The sequence below is a fragment of the Sagittula marina genome (assembly GCF_014196795.1).
GTDB lineage: Bacteria > Pseudomonadota > Alphaproteobacteria > Rhodobacterales > Rhodobacteraceae > Sagittula > Sagittula marina.
The window spans coordinates 239,220-254,822 of record NZ_JACIEJ010000007.1 but is presented as its reverse complement, the minus strand read 5'-3'; the positions used below and the strand labels follow the sequence as shown (position 1 = coordinate 254,822).

General features: G+C 62.1%; 15 protein-coding genes. 6 read left to right on the top strand and 9 right to left on the bottom strand.

What is annotated here, in order from left to right:
- Window positions 1-72 precede the first annotated feature (72 nt).
- Entirely contained in the window at window positions 73-630 is a 558-nt protein-coding gene (locus tag GGQ68_RS15135; RefSeq protein WP_183967423.1) for a holin family protein, read from the bottom strand.
- Window positions 621-1,241, bottom strand: coding sequence for a holin-associated N-acetylmuramidase (locus GGQ68_RS15130; RefSeq protein ID WP_246429380.1), 621 nt, complete (start codon window positions 1,239-1,241; stop codon window positions 621-623). Before GGQ68_RS15130 ends, GGQ68_RS15135 begins: the two co-directional genes overlap by 10 nt.
- A gap of 99 nt (window positions 1,242-1,340) precedes the next feature.
- Here GGQ68_RS15130 and GGQ68_RS15125 point away from each other — a divergent pair, with 99 nt between their 5' ends.
- Window positions 1,341-1,784: a cupin domain-containing protein gene (locus GGQ68_RS15125; protein WP_183967532.1), complete on the top strand. Its 444-nt coding sequence runs from the start codon at window positions 1,341-1,343 to the stop codon at window positions 1,782-1,784.
- 76 nt (window positions 1,785-1,860) lie between these two features.
- Here GGQ68_RS15125 and pgi read toward each other — a convergent pair whose 3' ends face one another.
- From pgi to zwf, 3 genes are read right to left on the bottom strand one after another with little or no spacing between them, the layout of a single operon-like run.
- Entirely contained in the window at window positions 1,861-3,438 is a 1,578-nt protein-coding gene (pgi, locus tag GGQ68_RS15120; protein WP_183967422.1) for a glucose-6-phosphate isomerase, read from the bottom strand.
- Window positions 3,439-3,470: 32 nt separating this feature from the next.
- A complete protein-coding gene (gene pgl, locus GGQ68_RS15115) occupies window positions 3,471-4,148 on the bottom strand; it encodes a 6-phosphogluconolactonase (RefSeq protein WP_183967420.1) in 678 nt (225 codons plus the stop codon).
- A 9-nt stretch (window positions 4,149-4,157) separates the two neighbouring features.
- Entirely contained in the window at window positions 4,158-5,612 is a 1,455-nt protein-coding gene (gene zwf, locus GGQ68_RS15110; protein WP_183967418.1) for a glucose-6-phosphate dehydrogenase, read from the bottom strand.
- Window positions 5,613-5,822: 210 nt separating this feature from the next.
- Between zwf and GGQ68_RS15105 the strand changes: the two genes are divergently transcribed.
- From GGQ68_RS15105 to GGQ68_RS15090, 4 genes are all read left to right on the top strand, one after another.
- Window positions 5,823-6,764 (top strand): radical SAM protein, encoded by a 942-nt coding sequence (locus GGQ68_RS15105; RefSeq protein ID WP_183967416.1) that lies wholly within the window; start codon window positions 5,823-5,825, stop codon window positions 6,762-6,764.
- A 137-nt stretch (window positions 6,765-6,901) separates the two neighbouring features.
- Window positions 6,902-7,846: a nucleoside hydrolase gene (locus tag GGQ68_RS15100; RefSeq protein ID WP_183967414.1), complete on the top strand. Its 945-nt coding sequence runs from the start codon at window positions 6,902-6,904 to the stop codon at window positions 7,844-7,846.
- A gap of 13 nt (window positions 7,847-7,859) precedes the next feature.
- The gene (locus tag GGQ68_RS15095) at window positions 7,860-8,306 is read left to right on the top strand and encodes a GNAT family N-acetyltransferase (RefSeq protein WP_183967412.1); all 447 of its coding nucleotides are present in this window, start codon (window positions 7,860-7,862) and stop codon (window positions 8,304-8,306) included.
- A 138-nt stretch (window positions 8,307-8,444) separates the two neighbouring features.
- Window positions 8,445-9,863, top strand: a complete 1,419-nt coding sequence (locus GGQ68_RS15090) for a protein adenylyltransferase SelO (RefSeq protein ID WP_183967530.1) — start codon at window positions 8,445-8,447, stop codon at window positions 9,861-9,863.
- A 13-nt stretch (window positions 9,864-9,876) separates the two neighbouring features.
- Here GGQ68_RS15090 and GGQ68_RS15085 read toward each other — a convergent pair whose 3' ends face one another.
- Window positions 9,877-10,758, bottom strand: coding sequence for a DMT family transporter (locus GGQ68_RS15085; protein WP_183967410.1), 882 nt, complete (start codon window positions 10,756-10,758; stop codon window positions 9,877-9,879).
- A 122-nt stretch (window positions 10,759-10,880) separates the two neighbouring features.
- Between GGQ68_RS15085 and GGQ68_RS15080 the strand changes: the two genes are divergently transcribed.
- Window positions 10,881-11,294: a Fur family transcriptional regulator gene (locus GGQ68_RS15080; protein WP_183967408.1), complete on the top strand. Its 414-nt coding sequence runs from the start codon at window positions 10,881-10,883 to the stop codon at window positions 11,292-11,294.
- Window positions 11,295-11,352: 58 nt separating this feature from the next.
- On the opposite strand, the gene GGQ68_RS15075 is transcribed toward GGQ68_RS15080, so the two are convergent.
- Genes GGQ68_RS15075 through GGQ68_RS15065 form a run of 3 tightly spaced genes read right to left on the bottom strand, consistent with a single transcriptional unit; the run spans window position 11,353 to window position 15,577 of the window.
- Entirely contained in the window at window positions 11,353-12,078 is a 726-nt protein-coding gene (locus tag GGQ68_RS15075) for an alanyl-tRNA editing protein (protein WP_183967406.1), read from the bottom strand.
- Complete coding sequence (locus tag GGQ68_RS15070) at window positions 12,075-14,552, bottom strand: DUF3772 domain-containing protein (protein WP_183967404.1); 2,478 nt, start codon at window positions 14,550-14,552, stop codon at window positions 12,075-12,077. Before GGQ68_RS15070 ends, GGQ68_RS15075 begins: the two co-directional genes overlap by 4 nt.
- A complete protein-coding gene (locus tag GGQ68_RS15065) occupies window positions 14,549-15,577 on the bottom strand; it encodes a cysteine synthase A (protein ID WP_183967402.1) in 1,029 nt (342 codons plus the stop codon). The genes GGQ68_RS15070 and GGQ68_RS15065 overlap by 4 nt, the downstream gene beginning before the upstream one ends.
- Between the last annotated feature and the right edge of the window lie 26 nt (window positions 15,578-15,603).

Below are 15,603 nucleotides of genomic sequence, written 5' to 3'. Positions count from 1 at the left end.
CTTTGTCGCGGGGCACCGCAACGCCGACGCGTCCCGCGGGTTCAGGGCGGGATCGACCCCGCCCCTCTTCATTTACGCCTGGCCGCGTCGCCAGTCCATCAACGCGGGATTCCCACCCGCTTCGGCAAAGCTCTCAGTCTCCACCACCGGTCCCGGCGTCACATCGCGCAGTGCCTCCACGTCGCGCACCGTTTGCACGACGCCCGGCACAGCCGCCATGGTGGCGGCGACTTCACGTTGGAAATCCTGTCCCTTCGACTGATGCCGCGCGCCGAAATAGAACGACACGATGGCCGCCAGCAGCCACCACAAGGGTTCCGGCACCAAAGCGATTCCCGCCATGCGCGCTGCAAACCACACCGGGTCCACCATCGCGGACACAAACAACGCCAAAGTCCCAAGCGCCATCGCGGGACGCGGAATGCGGTTCAGCGCATCCATCACACGGTCGAACACGGACCGCTCCGTCACGCGAAACTCCGCCCCGAATTGTGACAAGGCCGCCGCCTGTGCCGTGGCGCCGCGCATGGCCTCCTTTTCTGCGTTGACGCGAAACACCTCCGCGGTTTCCGTCACCACGTTGCGGCCCGAGCCGAACAGCAAACCAGTGAGAGCCTGAATCATTCCCATGCCGCCACCCGCGCGCTGAACTCCCCGTCCGTCATGTGATATTTCGCAGAGATGAATTCTTCCGCGCGCTTGATCCAGCCGCCTTTGCCCCCGGCCCGCGTACGCGCATACTTGCGCGAAGCCGGACGCTGATCCGCAAGGCGGAAGTAATAATTGCGCCGGGCGATACCGTAGGCATCTGCCATGTGATGCGGCGCCTTGGCATAGGCTCGGGCACAAGCGCCGATGGTCTCTGGCCCGATGCCACCATCCACGCCGCAGCGTTCGCCCATCTGGTTCAGCAGCCGTTGCAGGATCTTCACAGCATCGCTGCCCGCGTTCACATACATGTCAAAGACCGTCGCCTGCAGGGCCTCCGGCAGCTCCGCAATGCGTGGGCGCAGAAAATAATGGTCAAGGTACAGGTCCACCGCCTGTTTGCGCGTGATGCGCTTGACGTCCTCGACATCGACGCGCCCATTGCCGTCCAGGTCCAGGCCCAGCCGTCGCATCGTGTGGATCGTCACCCCGTATTTGGTCGCACCACCGGGGTCGTCGGGATCGTTGACATAGCCGCCTTCACGGGCAACGATTTCTTCGGCCATCTGCCGAACGTGATGTGTCGTGGCCATTGTTTCAGCCTCCTGTTCTGCTCGTCGAGCCGCGCTCGATGGCCAGCAGGCTGTGCTTTTGCGGTTAACCAATCTTCACAGGAGCGCACGTTGCCCCTCATGACCCCCGCGCTGGGGACCGTTTCCCCCGACGACATCATCAATCGCCTTGGCCTTTCACGCCACCCTGAAGGCGGACACTACCGCCAAACCTGGGTGGCCGACGCACAAAACGGCGCACGCCCCACAGGCACCGCCATCTATTTTCTGCTAAAGCCCGGCGAACGCAGCCATTGGCACCGCGTAGACGCCACCGAAATCTGGCACTGGTACGCAGGTTCGCCACTGGAGTTGTCCCAAGCACCCACCGACGCAGGTCCATGCCGGCGTGATCTGCTTGGCCCGGACATCACTGCCGGACAACAGCCGCAGCTGATTGTGCCAGAACATCATTGGCAAGCCGCGTACGCTCTGGACGGGTGGGCGCTCGTGGGCTGCACCGTCAGCCCGGGTTTCCGCTTCGAAGGGTTCGACCTCGCCGCACCCGGTTTCGACATCCCATAACGGCAAAAGACCCAAGGCCACGCGGCCCGGGTCTTTTGTCATCTCGTCATCCAGCGCCCAGGCGGTGCGCGAAATATCAGGCCCGGGCGCGCACGTAGTTCAGCAACTGCGTCGTCGATCCGTCCTTGCCGGCGATCGGGGCGTCCCCACTCACCAACGGGCCAAGCGCGGTTGCCAGCTCCTTGCCCAGTTCAACACCCCATTGATCGTAAGAGTTGATGTTCAGGATCACCCCCTCGACGAACACGCGATGTTCGTAAAGCGCCACGATCTTGCCCAGCGTTTCAGGGTCCAGCTTGTCGTAAATCAACGTCGTCGAAGGACGATTGCCCGGGAACACCCTGTGTCGCGCTTGGCGCTCAAGCTCATCGCCTTCGAATTTGTCCGCGACCTTGGCACGCGCCTCGTCCAGTGAACGACCGCGCATCAGCGCTTCGGACTGGGCGAGACAATTGGCCACCAGCAATTCGTGATGATGGCGCAGATCCGGCTCATGGCCCGTCGCGGCCACCAGAAATTCGCAGGGAACGACCCGCGTGCCCTGATGGATCAGCTGATAAAAGGCGTGCTGACCATTTGTTCCGGGTTCACCCCAGACGATGGGGCCGCTGTCGTAGGACAGGTCGGCTCCGTCCATGCTGACGCCCTTGCCGTTGCTCTCCATTTCCAGCTGTTGCAGGTAGGCGGGCAGCCGCATCAGGCGGTTGTCATAGGGCAGCACTGCACGGGTCGCGTGCCCCTGCCCCTGATTGTGGAAGATGCCGACCAATGCCAGCATCACCGGCAGGTTTTCCAGCGGCGCGGCTGAGCGGAAGTGCTGATCCATTGCCTGCGCCCCGCGCAGGAATGCGCGGAAATTGTCCGGGCCGACGGCGATCATGACCGACAGGCCAATCGGCCCCCAGACGGAGTAGCGCCCGCCGACCCAATCCTCGAACCCGAATACGCGATCTTCGGGGATGCCGAATTGCGCCGCGCCCGCCTTGTTGGAAGACAAAGCGATAAACTTGCCCTCGTCAGACACGCCCTTCTCCGCCAACCAAGCCTTTGCGGTGCGCGCGTTGGTCATGGTTTCAATGGTGCTAAAAGTCTTGGAGGCAACAATAAAAGCCGTGCGCTTAGGGTCGCAGCCCTTCAGCGTGTCCGCAATGTCGGCGCCATCCACGTTCGACACGAAATGGCAGCGTGGGCCGTCGTGATACGGGGCCATCGCCAAAGCTGCCATAACCGGACCAAGATCGGACCCGCCGATACCGATGTTCACCACATCCGTCACATCGGAGGCACGCAACTCTTCGGTCAGCTTTTCCATGCGCGCCAAGGTGGTAAGCACCTCCGGCATGACATCTTGGCCATCGACCATGACCGGCCCGCCGTCCAGATTGCGCAGCGCCGTATGCAGCACCGCACGTCCCTCCGTCTCGTTGATTTTGGCGCCTGAAAACATGGCGTCACGCCGTTCGGCAACGCTCCCCGTCTCGACCAGTTCCAGAAGGGCTGCGCGGGCGTCCGCATCGATTTGCGTCTTGGAATAATCAAACAGCATTCCAAGCGCGTCGACACTGAACTCCGACGCCCGCCCCGCATCCGCGAATAGGTCCTCGATCCGATGCCCCGCAACGCGCTGCGCCTGTGCTTTTACCTTGTCGAACATGCCCGTCCCCGTCTTTGTATGAAAGTCATGGCTCACGCCGCCCAATGCACCTTGGAATCGGAGATTACCGCGTTGATCGGTGCCTCCATCGGCGGCTTGCCACGTGCATTTTCCAGCGCCGCGCGCTTCTCGTCGCCAAAAATCAGAACGTGTTTTGCCATGGCCCCGTCCAACACCGGTGCGCTCAGCGTGATGCGCGGTTCCGGCGCCCCCGGCGCGCGCATCGCCAGCAACGTCGGGGCGTCGGGGGCCAGCGCCTCTTGCAGCTTGTCCGCCCCCGGAAAGATCGAGGCCGTGTGCATATCTGCGCCCATCCCGAGCAGCACAACTGCCAGCGGCAGCACGTCTTCGATCGGGCGGCCCAATTCGGCCAAACCTTCTTCGGGCGTGTCGTAGGGGGCATAAAGCGGCAGGAAACGCGCCTTTGCTGCACGCTCAACCAGCAACCGGGTCTTTACCAGCGTGGTGTTCGACCGTGGGCTGTCTTCCGGCACCCAACGTTCGTCTCCCAACAGAACATCCACCCGCGACCAATCCAGGTCGGCCGCACAAAGGTCATCAAAAATCGGGCCGGGAGAGGTCCCACCAGGCACCACCAGAGCAGCACGATCTTCGTGCTGAAGCGCGGAGCGCAAATCGCCCGCCAGACGCTGTGCCAGTTCGATGGACAGCATTTCTCGATCAGCATATTCAATGAATTCGTAGGTCATAGGTTGTCCTTACGCCTTGATGTCGCGCCACTTGCGACCGTCACGATGCATCAACATCAACGCATCGTCCGGGCCGCTGGATCCGGCATCATATTCTTTCGGCACTTCTCCGCGACGTTGCCAGCCTTCGATGATTGGATCGGTCCAGGTCCAGGCCGCCTCGACCTCGTCGCCGCGCATGAACAGCGTCTGGTTGCCTCGGATCACATCCATGATCAATCGCTCGTACGCATCGGGGATATCTTCTGCGTCCGGCCCCAGAGCATCCGCAAACGACATATCCAGCGCCACGTCCTTCAGACGCATCCCGCCGGGACCCGGCTCCTTGATCGTCACGCCAAGGGTCATGCCTTCATTCGGCTGCAAACGGATCACCAGCACATTGGCATGACGTCCCGCTTCGGGTCCAAAGATCGAATGCGGGGCGTCCTTGAACACCACCGCAATTTCGGAGGCCTGCGACTTCAGCGCCTTGCCGGTGCGCAAATAGAACGGTGTGCCCGCCCATCGCCAGTTGGAAATGCTGATCTTCATCGCAACAAAGCTCTCGGTGGTCGACCTTGGGTCTTCCACATGCGACCGGTACCCCGGCTGCTTTTCATCCGCTATGTATTGGCCGCGCACGATATGGTGATAGTCGACCGGGTCCAATGCCCTGATAACTTTCAGCTTTTCGTCGCGCACCGAATCCGGCTCGAATCGCGCGGGCGGCTCCATGGCGATCAGGCAAAGCAGCTGCATCAAGTGGTTCTGCACCATGTCCCGCATCGCACCGGAGGTATCATAGTAGGCGCCGCGCCCGGACACATCGACCGTTTCTGCCACGGTGATCTGGATGTGATCGACGAATTGCGCGTTCCACAGCGGCTCGAACAGCATGTTGCCAAAGCGCACGGCCATCAGGTTCTGGACGGTTTCCTTACCTAGATAATGGTCGATGCGATAAATCTGGGTTTCATCGAAATGCTCCGCCAGCGTGCTGTTCAGCGCACGCGCCGAGGCGAGATCCTTGCCGAACGGTTTTTCAACCACCACCCGGCTGTCGTCATCCGCCAGACCGAAGCCGCGCAACCGCTCCGCCAAGGCACCAAAGAGCGACGGCGCCACGGAGAAGTAGAACGCCCGCACCATGCCGTCGCGCAGCCGCGCCTTCAGGGTTTCCCAGCCGCCCTCGCCCATGGCATCGACGTGCTCGTAGCCCACATGCGCCAGAAAGCCCTCCAGCGCTTCATCATAGCAATCCCGACCGCCGCCGAATTTGCGCACCGCCTCGCGCACCAGATCGCGAAAGCCGTCGTCGTCCATTTCGGACCGGGCTGCGCCAATGATTCGCGCCTCCTCCGGCATCTGCCCGGCACAATAGCGCCGGAACAGGCCCGGCAGGATCTTGCGCCGCGCCAGATCGCCGGTGGCGCCGAAGATCACCAGATCAAAAGGGTCTACAGGAATGACGCGTGACACCATGACGGTTGGTCCTCTTTCTTGTCCGAGCCACGCGACCCACCCGCACGCAGATCATGTTAGCGGTAACGCAGCCTGTTGCGGCTCGTTTAATCTATGTTTGCGGGGAAGTCTAACAGCGATGTCACGCTTCACAATGGCGTGGGGAAAATTCTTGGGGCTGGCCCCTTTGTCCTAGGTGCCCTAGCTAGAAACGGCAGCAGGGAGACAGGCATGAAAGATACCGCCAACGCCGGAAAGTTTCAGAACCCGAAGGTCACCGCCGACGGTCAGGACCGCGCTCATGTGGCGCTGAGCGACCCGCAGACCCTTTGGTTCAATACCGGAACGCTGTGTAATATCACCTGCGCCAACTGTTATATCGAAAGCTCCCCCGAAAACGACCGGTTGGTCTACATCACCAAGTCCGAGGTCGAAGACTACCTCGACCAACTGGAAGATCGAAAGTGGGGCGTGCGCGAAATCGCCTTCACCGGCGGCGAGCCTTTCATGAACCCGCAGATGATCGAGATCGCCCGCGCCAGCCTCTCGCGTGGGTACGAGGTGTTGATCCTCACCAATGCCATGCGGCCGATGATGCGGCAGCGCGTGCTGGACGGTCTGACCGCTCTGCAGGCGGACTTCGGCGACAAGCTGACATTGCGTATTTCGCTCGATCACCATGACCCGGCCTGCCACGATGCGGAGCGCGGGGCAGGTGCGTACGAAAAGACCCTTCACGGCATGCGCTGGCTGCGAGACGCGGGCGTCCGCATGGCCGTGGCGGGGCGCAGCCTTTGGCACGAAACCGACCTCGACGCCCGAGAAGGCTACGCCGCCTTGTTCAAGGCCGAAGGCTTCGACATCGACGCCCAGGATCCCGGCATCTGTGTGCTGTTTCCCGAAATGGACGAAACCGTCGAAGTGCCGGAAATCACCACCGCCTGCTGGGGCATTCTCGACAAGCAGCCGACATCGGTCATGTGCTCCTCCTCCCGAATGGTGGTCAAGCGTCGTGGCGCAGAGAAACCCGCAGTGCTGGCCTGCACCCTCCTGCCCTACGATGCGCAGTTCGAGCTGGGCGAAACCCTGGCCGACGCCGAAGGTGCGGTCCCGCTCAATCATCCGCATTGCGCGAAATTCTGCGTTCTCGGCGGCGCCAGCTGCTCCGCGTGACATGGGGCACCGCTACACGTCCGTTTAACGCTTGAAAGCGCAGACGTTGGAGACCGGCGACGACCCGCCCGATCTCCCACACCGGCTTGCGCAGGCCCTCTCCCCGTGGCACCACCTCGCCAACAGGAGACACGACCATGACACAGCCCCGCAAGATCATCATCGACACCGACCCGGGGCAAGACGACGCCGTCGCCATATTGCTGGCCCTTGCCTCCCCCGAAGACCTCGACGTGATCGGCATCACCACCGTCGCCGGCAACGTGCCGCTCGATCTGACCACGCGCAACGCCCGCATCATTTGTGAGTTGGCAGGCAAGCCGCAGACCCGCATCTTTGCCGGCTGCGACCGTCCCCTCGCCAACGAGCTTGTGACGGCCGAACACGTACACGGCAAAACCGGTCTGGATGGCCCAGTGCTGCCCGATCCCACCATGCCGGTCGAAGATCAGCACGCCGTCGATTTCCTGATCGACACCCTGCGCAATGAGCCGGAAGGCAGCGTCACGCTTTGCCCGCTGGGTCCGCTGACCAACATCGCCACGGCCCTTCAAAAGGCACCCGATATCGCGCCCCGGATCGCGGAAATCGTTCTGATGGGGGGGGCCTATTTCGAGGTCGGCAACATCACCCCGACCGCCGAATTCAATATCTTCGTTGACCCCCATGCTGCCGAGATCGTCTTCAAATGTGGTGCGCCTATCACAGTCTTGCCGTTGGACGTCACGCATAAAGCACTGGTGACAAAGCAGCGAAACGACGCTTTTCGTGCGCTGAACTCCCCCGTCGGCACCGCTGTGGCGCAGATGACCGATTTCTTTGAACGCTTCGACATTGCGAAATACGGCTCCGAAGGGGCCCCGCTGCACGACCCTTGCGTCATTGGCTATCTGCTTGCGCCGCATATGTTCTCTGGCCGTCACATCAATGTCGAGATCGAAACGCAGTCGCCCCTGACCATGGGCATGACCGTCGCTGACTGGTGGGGCGTCACGGATCGTCCGCCCAACGCCAATTTCATCGGTGATCTGGAGGCTGACCAATTTTTCGACCTGCTCACCGACCGTCTGGGACGTCTCTGAGAAAGCACATCGGATGAAATCGCTCCATCTCGCCACCCAGGACGACCTGTCCAAGCTGCTGCCGCTCATCGCCGGGTTTCACGCAGAAATGGGGTATGACACCAACGCCGAACATCAGGAGGGTGCCATCGCCCCTCTGCTGGACGGCTCTCCGCATGGGGCGATCTGGCTGATCGGACTGCGACGTGCGCCGGTGGGGTACATCGCGATCACCTTTGGCTGGTCCGTTGAATATGGCGGCCTGGATGCTATCGTGGATGAGCTGTACATTCGTTCCGCCGTGCGCGGGCGGGGCATGGGCCATGATGCCATCGATGGCATTGCCAAAGCCCTCAAGGACGCGGGCGTGCGCGCGCTCCATCTCGAAGTGGACCGCGACGACGAGCGCGCCAAAGAGTTCTACGCCCGTGCCCGGTTCAAGCCGCGTGACCGCTACATCTTTATGTCTCGGGTGCTCTGAGCGGTTACAAAGCGCGCTTCGATCCACGCCTCGTCGAGCAGTCCCTGTGAAATGCAGCAAGACCGGCACAGTGCGCCTTATGCGAAAACCGCAACCGCCCCTCTGTCACGCACCCGCACCACGCCCTATATTCAGCCTATGACCTTGCACATTCCCTTCGACAACAGCTTCGCCCGCCTTGAGGGTCCGTTGTTCGCCCGCCTGAACCCCTCCCCCGCAGAGGCCCCGACACTGATCGCGTTCAATCACGCGCTGGCGAGCGACCTCGGCATCACAGGCTCGGAGGATGACGCCACGCTGGCGCGCCTCTTCTCCGGACATACGCTGCCCAAAGGGGCGGAGCCCATCGCGCAGGTCTACGCCGGCCACCAGTTCGGTGGTTTCTCGCCCCAACTCGGTGACGGGCGCGCCCATCTTCTGGGAGAGGTCGCAACTCCGCAAGGCCGCTTTGACATCCAGCTCAAAGGCTCCGGTCGCACCCCTTTCTCCCGTCGAGGCGACGGCCGCGCCTGGCTCGGTCCTGTCATCCGCGAGTATCTTGTGTCCGAGGCGATGCACGCCCTCGGCATCCCCACCTCCCGAGCGCTGGCGGCCGTTCGCACCGGAGAAGAGATCATCCGCGACCGCCCGCTCCCGGGCGCCGTGCTGACCCGCGTGGCCTCCAGCCATATCCGCGTCGGCAGCTTTCAGTATTTCGCGGCACGTGACGACATAGACAGCCTGCGCACCTTGTTCGACCACACCTGTGCACGCCATGCGCCTGACGCCGAAACCCCCGCTGACCTGCTGCGCGCGACCATTGCGAAGCAGGCCAAACTGGTGACGCAATGGATGTCGGTGGGCTTTATCCACGGGGTGATGAACACCGACAACTGCACCCTGTCCGGTGAAACCATCGACTATGGGCCTTGCGCTTTCATGGATGCCTATGACCCGCGCCGGGTGTATTCCTCCATCGACCGTCAGGGGCGCTATGCCTACGCCGCGCAGGCCGACATCATTGTCTGGAACATGGCGCAGCTGGCCTCCGCCCTGATCCCGCTGATGCCCGATGAGGCCGCCGCCATCGAAAGTTTTCAGGCCATGATCGAAGACATGCCAGAGCTGTTGCGCCGCGAATGGCTGAGCCGTTTTTCGGCCAAGATCGGCATCGCGGCACCGCGTGAAACAGACGGAGCGCTGATTGGTCGCCTGCTGGAGATGATGCACAAAGGCGGCTCGGACTTCACCAATACCTTTGCTGCGCTCACCGACGGCACCGCCCGCGACCAGATCGCCGACCGCGACGCCTACGACCTTTGGCATGCCGACTGGCAGACCCGGCTGACAGAGGAAGACGCCCCTCAGGTCACGATGGCCGCGGTCAACCCACGTGTCATTCCGCGCAACCACCAGATCGAGGCCGCGATTCAATCCGCGACCAACGGTGACGATGCCCCATTCCATCGCTTGCACGCGGCATTGGCGCACCCCTACGAGACCAGCGCCGACAACGAATGGCTTAAACGCGCCCCTGCCCCCGACGAAGAAGTTGCCGCCACCTTTTGCGGCACCTGATCTGGACAGGCGGTCAGCGTCGGCGCTTGTTGATAAGCACGATGCCGACCGCCACCAAAAGCAGCGCCAGACCGAATTGCACCCCGACCGGCTCGCCAAAGACCAGCCATCCAAACAGCACCGCCAGCACCGGCGTCAAAAAGCTGAAGGACGCGATGTCCGAGGCCGGGTAGATGGTCATAAGCCACAGCCAGAACGTGAAGCCAATGCTGGCCGTCAGAACGCCGTAGCCCATCGCCGACCATTCCAGCAGCCCCGGATCACGCCACAGCGGCCCCATCAAGGGCGCTAGCGCAAGAAGCATCACCGCCGACACCCCAAGCTGCCAGATCAATTGACCGGAGGCGGGCAATTCTGACACCCGCGTCAGCCGCACCGTCAAAGCGATGCCCGCCCAGCACCAACTGCCGAACAGCGCCAGAAGATCCCCGCGCAAGTCCCCCTCTGCACGGCTGTGCGGATCCGCCAGCGCCCAGCCCACGCCCAGCATCGCCAACCCAAGACCGAGGGCACGCCGGCGCGACAACTGCTCTCCCGGCAAGGCAAAATGCGCCACAATCGCCAGCCAGATCGGCATCGAATAAAACGTGATGGACGCCCGCGACACGGACGTCATATCCATCGCGGTGAACACAAAGATAAACTCAAACGTAAACAACAGGCCCAGCAGCAACCCCGGCCAAAGAGTCGCCCGCAGCGCCCCCATCCGCCCACGGCCAAAGGCGATCCACAGCCCCAGCACGACAAGCGCCAACAGCGACCGTACCCCCGCGCCGAACACCGGGCCGAAGCCGCCGTTCATCAACTTGATAACCACTTGGTTGAAAGCCAGCACAACGGCAAAGCCAACCAAACCAACGACCCCATTGAGGTCCAGAGAATCCTTGCGTTTCATAAGCCCAAGGACACGCTGGAGAGTGCCGCGTCAATCACTTCGCCCGCGCGCCGCTGCCCCTTGGCCTCAGCGGCCTCATTGCCTACAAGTGAGGCCACGACGACACGATGCGGCCCCAGATCATGACCGAGACAATCACTGAACGCTGCGCTGCCAAGGGCCTGCGCATGACGGAGCAGCGGCGCACCATCGCCGAGGTGCTGGAAAGCGCGTCCGATCATCCTGATGTGGAGGAGCTGCACGCCCGCGCCGCCGCCCGCGATTCCCGGATCTCCATTGCCACCGTCTACCGGACGGTGAAGCTGCTCGAAGAAAGCGGTATTCTCGAAAAGGTGGACTTCGGGGACGGTCGCGCCCGCTACGAAGATGCAGAACGTGAACACCACGATCATCTCATCGACCTTGCTACCGGCGAAGTCATCGAATTCGTCGACCCCGACATCGAAGCCTTGCAGGAGCGCATCGCCCAAAAGCTGGGCTATCGCCTGACCGGGCACCGCATGGAATTATACGGCGTCCCGCTGAAAAAGCGCTGACCCGCGAACGCCCCCGCTGGGCCGAGGCGCGAGCAATCAACCCGCGCCCTGACAGCGTTTAGCTCAACGAGATATTCACGCGCCGGTTCTGCTTGCCCTTGTTCTCGATCTTGCCAAGGGTCAGAGTCCCGATCTCGCCGGTGCGCGCCACATGCGTCCCGCCACAGGGCTGTAGATCAACCTGCTCTGTTCCGGTGCCAATCCGGACCAGGCGCACCTTGCCCATACCGCGCGGCGGCTTGACGGACATGGTTTTCACCAGCTCGGGACGCGCATCCAGTTCTTCTTCGGCGATCCAGCCTTCGCTGACCTCCAGATCACGATCCACCAGCGCGTTCAGCGCATCTTCGATACCCTCCCGGTCCGTAGGCGGCTCCGGCATGAGGAAATCCAACCGACCGCCCTGTGCCGCGATCTGCCCCCCAGTTACCGGCAGCGCAATGATCACGCTCAGCAAATGCAGCGCGGTGTGAACCCGCATGTGTCGATGCCGACGATCCCAGTCGAGCACCTGCAACACATGCGCCCCGACAGGGGGCAAGCCCATGGGCTCAGACGGCACAAGAACCGACGCCAGCCGATCCTCTGCCTTGACGGCAGTGGCAACGGGCATGCTCTTGCCGTCCCATTCGATCCAGCCGCTGTCGCCGGGCTGGCCGCCCCCTTTTGGATAAAACAGCGGCGGGTCAACGATCACACCGCCCTCAGGCGTATGGGCGGTGACACGTCCCGGTGCTTCCCGCAGGTAAGCATCCTCATGGTAAAGAAAACGCCCATTTGTCATTTGTCTATTCCTCCATCGCCACTCGTCTCGCCATCACCGCGCCCCTCAGGCAGATCGAGCCCGCCACCGGGAACGCGCTTGGGCTTGTCCTCGGCGTCTGGCAATGGCGTGTCCTTGGTCGGCTTTTCCGCCTTCGCCTCGGGCAAAGGTTTTGCGGGCTTTGGCGACAGCGCATCCGGATTGCGCAGCCAGACATCGCGTTGCGAGAAGGGAATCTCGATGCCTTCCTTCTTGAAGGTCTCGGTGATCTGGTGGCGGATCTCTGTCCGGACATCCAAGCCCATCGTCACATCGTACAGCACCGCGCGGATCTGGAAATCGAGCGAATCCGCACCAAATCCGATAAAATCCACACCCGGTTCCGGGTTCATCAACACGTCCTCGTGGCGCCGGACAATGGTCAACAGCAGCTGCTGCACCTTGCGCGTGTCGCAGCCATAGGCGACACCGACCGGGATCACGATCCGCCCCAGCATATTGCCGCGAGTGTAGTTCGAGACAGTGCCGGAAATCAGGTCGGCGTTCGGCACGATCATGTCGAACATATCAAAGGTCTCGATCCGCGTGGAGCGCACCGAGATATCCTTGACGATGCCATGGGTGCCGTTGACTTCGATCCAGTCCCCTTCGGAAATCGGGCGCTCCACCAACAAGATGATGCCGGAGACAAAGTTCGACACGATGGTTTGCAGGCCGAAACCAATACCAACGGACAGCGCACCAGCGACAATGGCCAGCGACGACAGGTCAAGCCCGCCAGAGGTGATGGCAATGATCGCTGCAAGGAAGATCCCCACATAGCCAATGCCGGATGTGATTGCCGTCTGGCCGCCCTTGTCGATCTTCGTCTTGGGCAGAACCGAGGATTTCAACGCCCCCTGCAACAGCCGCGTCAGCATGTAGCCTATGACGAAAACAATGATGACGACCAGAAAGTCGGTGGGCGAAACCCGCGTGTCACCAAAGACGAACCCCTCGCGGAACCGCGTCCAGACCTCGGACAGGTCCGCCGTCCGGGCCCCCCAGATCAGCGCAAGAAACGGCAGCGCCACCGCGCTGAGGATGAAGGCCGCAAGAACCGGGATCAATCCGTCGCCTTCAGTGCCAAAACGGTCTGAAATCAGGTCGTTCAAATCAAAGATGAAGCGCTGCAACACCATGACAAAGGCCGCAAGGCCCAAGGTAGCGACAAACGGATAGATCGATGTCTCGCCGAACCGCTGATACCCCACCGATGCCATCAATACGCCGACAACCGCGACGACCATGCCCGCGCGGCCCAGCAAACGCATGAGACGGGCGCGAAAGACACTGCGGTCTTCGCCTTCCGGAACCTCTCCGTTGCTTTCCTTGCTGATGACACGACACAGCCGGAACAGCGCCAGGGCGGACAAGACCAGCAACGGAAACTCAACCACAGCGGTTGTGGCGGAGCTGTAATCGTCGAGGTTTCCCTGCGCTTCCACGACCGCGCGCACGACGTACAGCCACGCCAGCGCATTCGCCAGCCGCCGCCCTTCCCACCTGGCTCGATCATTCAGCTGAACCGTGCTGCGGTCACCGATTTCATGAAAAGTCTGATTTGCCAGCCAACGCGTGCCAAGCAGCAATGCCGCCCAGATCGGAAGCTGGTTGAGTAAAAACTCCCAGCGCGTGCCGCTGAAACCGGTGGCCGAAATGGCTTCGATCAGGGCGTAGATGCCAGCATAAGGCAGCAGGATTTCACCCAGAGAGACGAGAAATCGGAACACCCCCGTGCCACGGCGCGTGTTGCCACGCAGACGGTCGACCCCCATGGTCGCCCATGTCTTGCCGCGCACGATCAACATGCCGCCAATCGCCAGAAGCAGAAGGATCAATGGCAGATTGCGCCGTGCCTCCATCTGGTAGGAGGGCGAGGTGACATTCGCCTTGACCTCGCCCCATGTCGCGACGGCAGAGCCCACCAAACCAGTCACGGCAGCGGGCCAGTTGACCGGGTTCAGCGGACTTGGGCCAAGCTCCAGCAGTTCGCTTGCCTGACGGTCACGGATGATCGTGTCGATCTCGCGGATGATGCCGTCGGCGCGTGTGTAGGCCTCCTCGGCGCGCAGACCGGGGGCACGCAAATCCGCCAGCTGCGCATTCAAAGCGCTGCGCCGCGACGCAATGTCCTCCGGTTCCTCTTCGCCCTCAGCCGGGGCCGCGCCCAAGGCGTCGATCTGCGCCCGCACTGTGGAAATCCGTGCCTCGTTGGTGGTTTGCGCATCTAGGAATTGCGACCGCCAATTCACCATGCGTTCGCGAATGCGCTCCAGCTCCGTGACCGATGCGGTGCCCAGATCCAGCTTCACCTCATCGGCGCGCGCCCGCAGTTCCCATTCGCTGTAGGTGGGTTGCGTGACATCCTGCGCCGAGGCGGGGGCAAAACCCCCGCCCACGACAAACGACGCCGCAAGCAGCAGCGCGCTCAGCAACCGAGCCATACGTGTCATGCGTCCTCGAATACGCCAGGGATGGAGGCCGGGGCCCGCGTCAGCCAAGGCGGCGTTGGCAGGCCTTTTTCTTTCAGGAAATCAGGGTTGAACAGCTTGGACTGGTAGCGTGTGCCATAATCGCACAGAATGGTGACGATGGTATGGCCCGGTCCCATTTCCTTGGCCATCCGGATCGCACCGGCCACGTTCACGCCCGACGATCCGCCAAGGCACAGGCCCTCGTCCTGCAACATGTCGTAGACCACCGGCAGTGCCTCCGCGTCGGAGACACGCCAGCAATAATCCGGTGTGAACCCTTCGAGGTTGGCCGTGATACGTCCCTGCCCGATGCCTTCGGTGATGGAGTTGCCGGGGTTTTCCTCGCCGGTGTAGATCTTGTACAGACCCGCGCCTTCAGGATCGGCCAGGCCAATCTTCACGCCCTTGGGCTGCAACGCCATGCCAACACCCGCCAGCGTCCCGCCGGACCCGACCGCGCAGACAAAGCCGTTGACCTTGCCGTCGGTCTGCTCCCAGATTTCAGGGCCGGTGGTCTCGATATGCGCCAGACGGTTCGCCACATTGTCGAACTGGTTTGCCCAGATCACCCCCTCTGGCGTGGTTTGCGCCAACTCTTCGGCCAGACGGCCGGAATAGCGCACATAGTTATTGGGGTTGCTGTACGGCGCGGCCGGAACAAGCACCAACTCCGCCCCGGCAAGACGCAGCATGTCCTTCTTTTCCTGGCTCTGCGTCTCGGGCATGACGATCACCGTCTTGAACCCCATGGACGCGCCCACCAGTGCCAGACCGATACCGGTGTTCCCGGCGGTGCCCTCAACAATGGTGCCGCCGGGCTTCAGCTGGCCCTTTTCGATGGCGTCCTTGATGATGTACAGCGCGGCCCGATCCTTGACCGACTGACCCGGATTCATGAACTCTGCCTTGCCGAGGATCTCGCAGCCTGTCTCTTCGGATGCGTTCTTCAGCTTGATCAGCGGGGTGTTCCCAACGGCCTGGGCGAGGTCGGCTGCAATGCGCATGTGCTGCGATCCTTTATCAACGTGTT

What these genes read in the sequence shown, in the direction of transcription:
- GGQ68_RS15125 (WP_183967532.1), top strand. Translation starts at nt 1,341, where the DNA reads ATGACCCCCGCGCTGGGGACCGTTTCCCCCGACGACATCATCAATCGC.
- GGQ68_RS15090 (WP_183967530.1), top strand. Translation starts at nt 8,445, where the DNA reads ATGACCTTGCACATTCCCTTCGACAACAGCTTCGCCCGCCTTGAGGGT.
- GGQ68_RS15130 (WP_246429380.1), bottom strand. Translation starts at nt 1,241, where the DNA reads ATGGCCACGACACATCACGTTCGGCAGATGGCCGAAGAAATCGTTGCC.
- GGQ68_RS15080 (WP_183967408.1), top strand. Translation starts at nt 10,881, where the DNA reads ATGACCGAGACAATCACTGAACGCTGCGCTGCCAAGGGCCTGCGCATG.
- GGQ68_RS15100 (WP_183967414.1), top strand. Translation starts at nt 6,902, where the DNA reads ATGACACAGCCCCGCAAGATCATCATCGACACCGACCCGGGGCAAGAC.
- GGQ68_RS15065 (WP_183967402.1), bottom strand. Translation starts at nt 15,577, where the DNA reads ATGCGCATTGCAGCCGACCTCGCCCAGGCCGTTGGGAACACCCCGCTG.
- GGQ68_RS15095 (WP_183967412.1), top strand. Translation starts at nt 7,860, where the DNA reads ATGAAATCGCTCCATCTCGCCACCCAGGACGACCTGTCCAAGCTGCTG.
- zwf (WP_183967418.1), bottom strand. Translation starts at nt 5,612, where the DNA reads ATGGTGTCACGCGTCATTCCTGTAGACCCTTTTGATCTGGTGATCTTC.
- GGQ68_RS15135 (WP_183967423.1), bottom strand. Translation starts at nt 630, where the DNA reads ATGGGAATGATTCAGGCTCTCACTGGTTTGCTGTTCGGCTCGGGCCGC.
- pgi (WP_183967422.1), bottom strand. Translation starts at nt 3,438, where the DNA reads ATGTTCGACAAGGTAAAAGCACAGGCGCAGCGCGTTGCGGGGCATCGG.
- pgl (WP_183967420.1), bottom strand. Translation starts at nt 4,148, where the DNA reads ATGACCTACGAATTCATTGAATATGCTGATCGAGAAATGCTGTCCATC.
- GGQ68_RS15085 (WP_183967410.1), bottom strand. Translation starts at nt 10,758, where the DNA reads ATGAAACGCAAGGATTCTCTGGACCTCAATGGGGTCGTTGGTTTGGTT.
- GGQ68_RS15075 (WP_183967406.1), bottom strand. Translation starts at nt 12,078, where the DNA reads ATGACAAATGGGCGTTTTCTTTACCATGAGGATGCTTACCTGCGGGAA.
- GGQ68_RS15105 (WP_183967416.1), top strand. Translation starts at nt 5,823, where the DNA reads ATGAAAGATACCGCCAACGCCGGAAAGTTTCAGAACCCGAAGGTCACC.
- GGQ68_RS15070 (WP_183967404.1), bottom strand. Translation starts at nt 14,552, where the DNA reads ATGACACGTATGGCTCGGTTGCTGAGCGCGCTGCTGCTTGCGGCGTCG.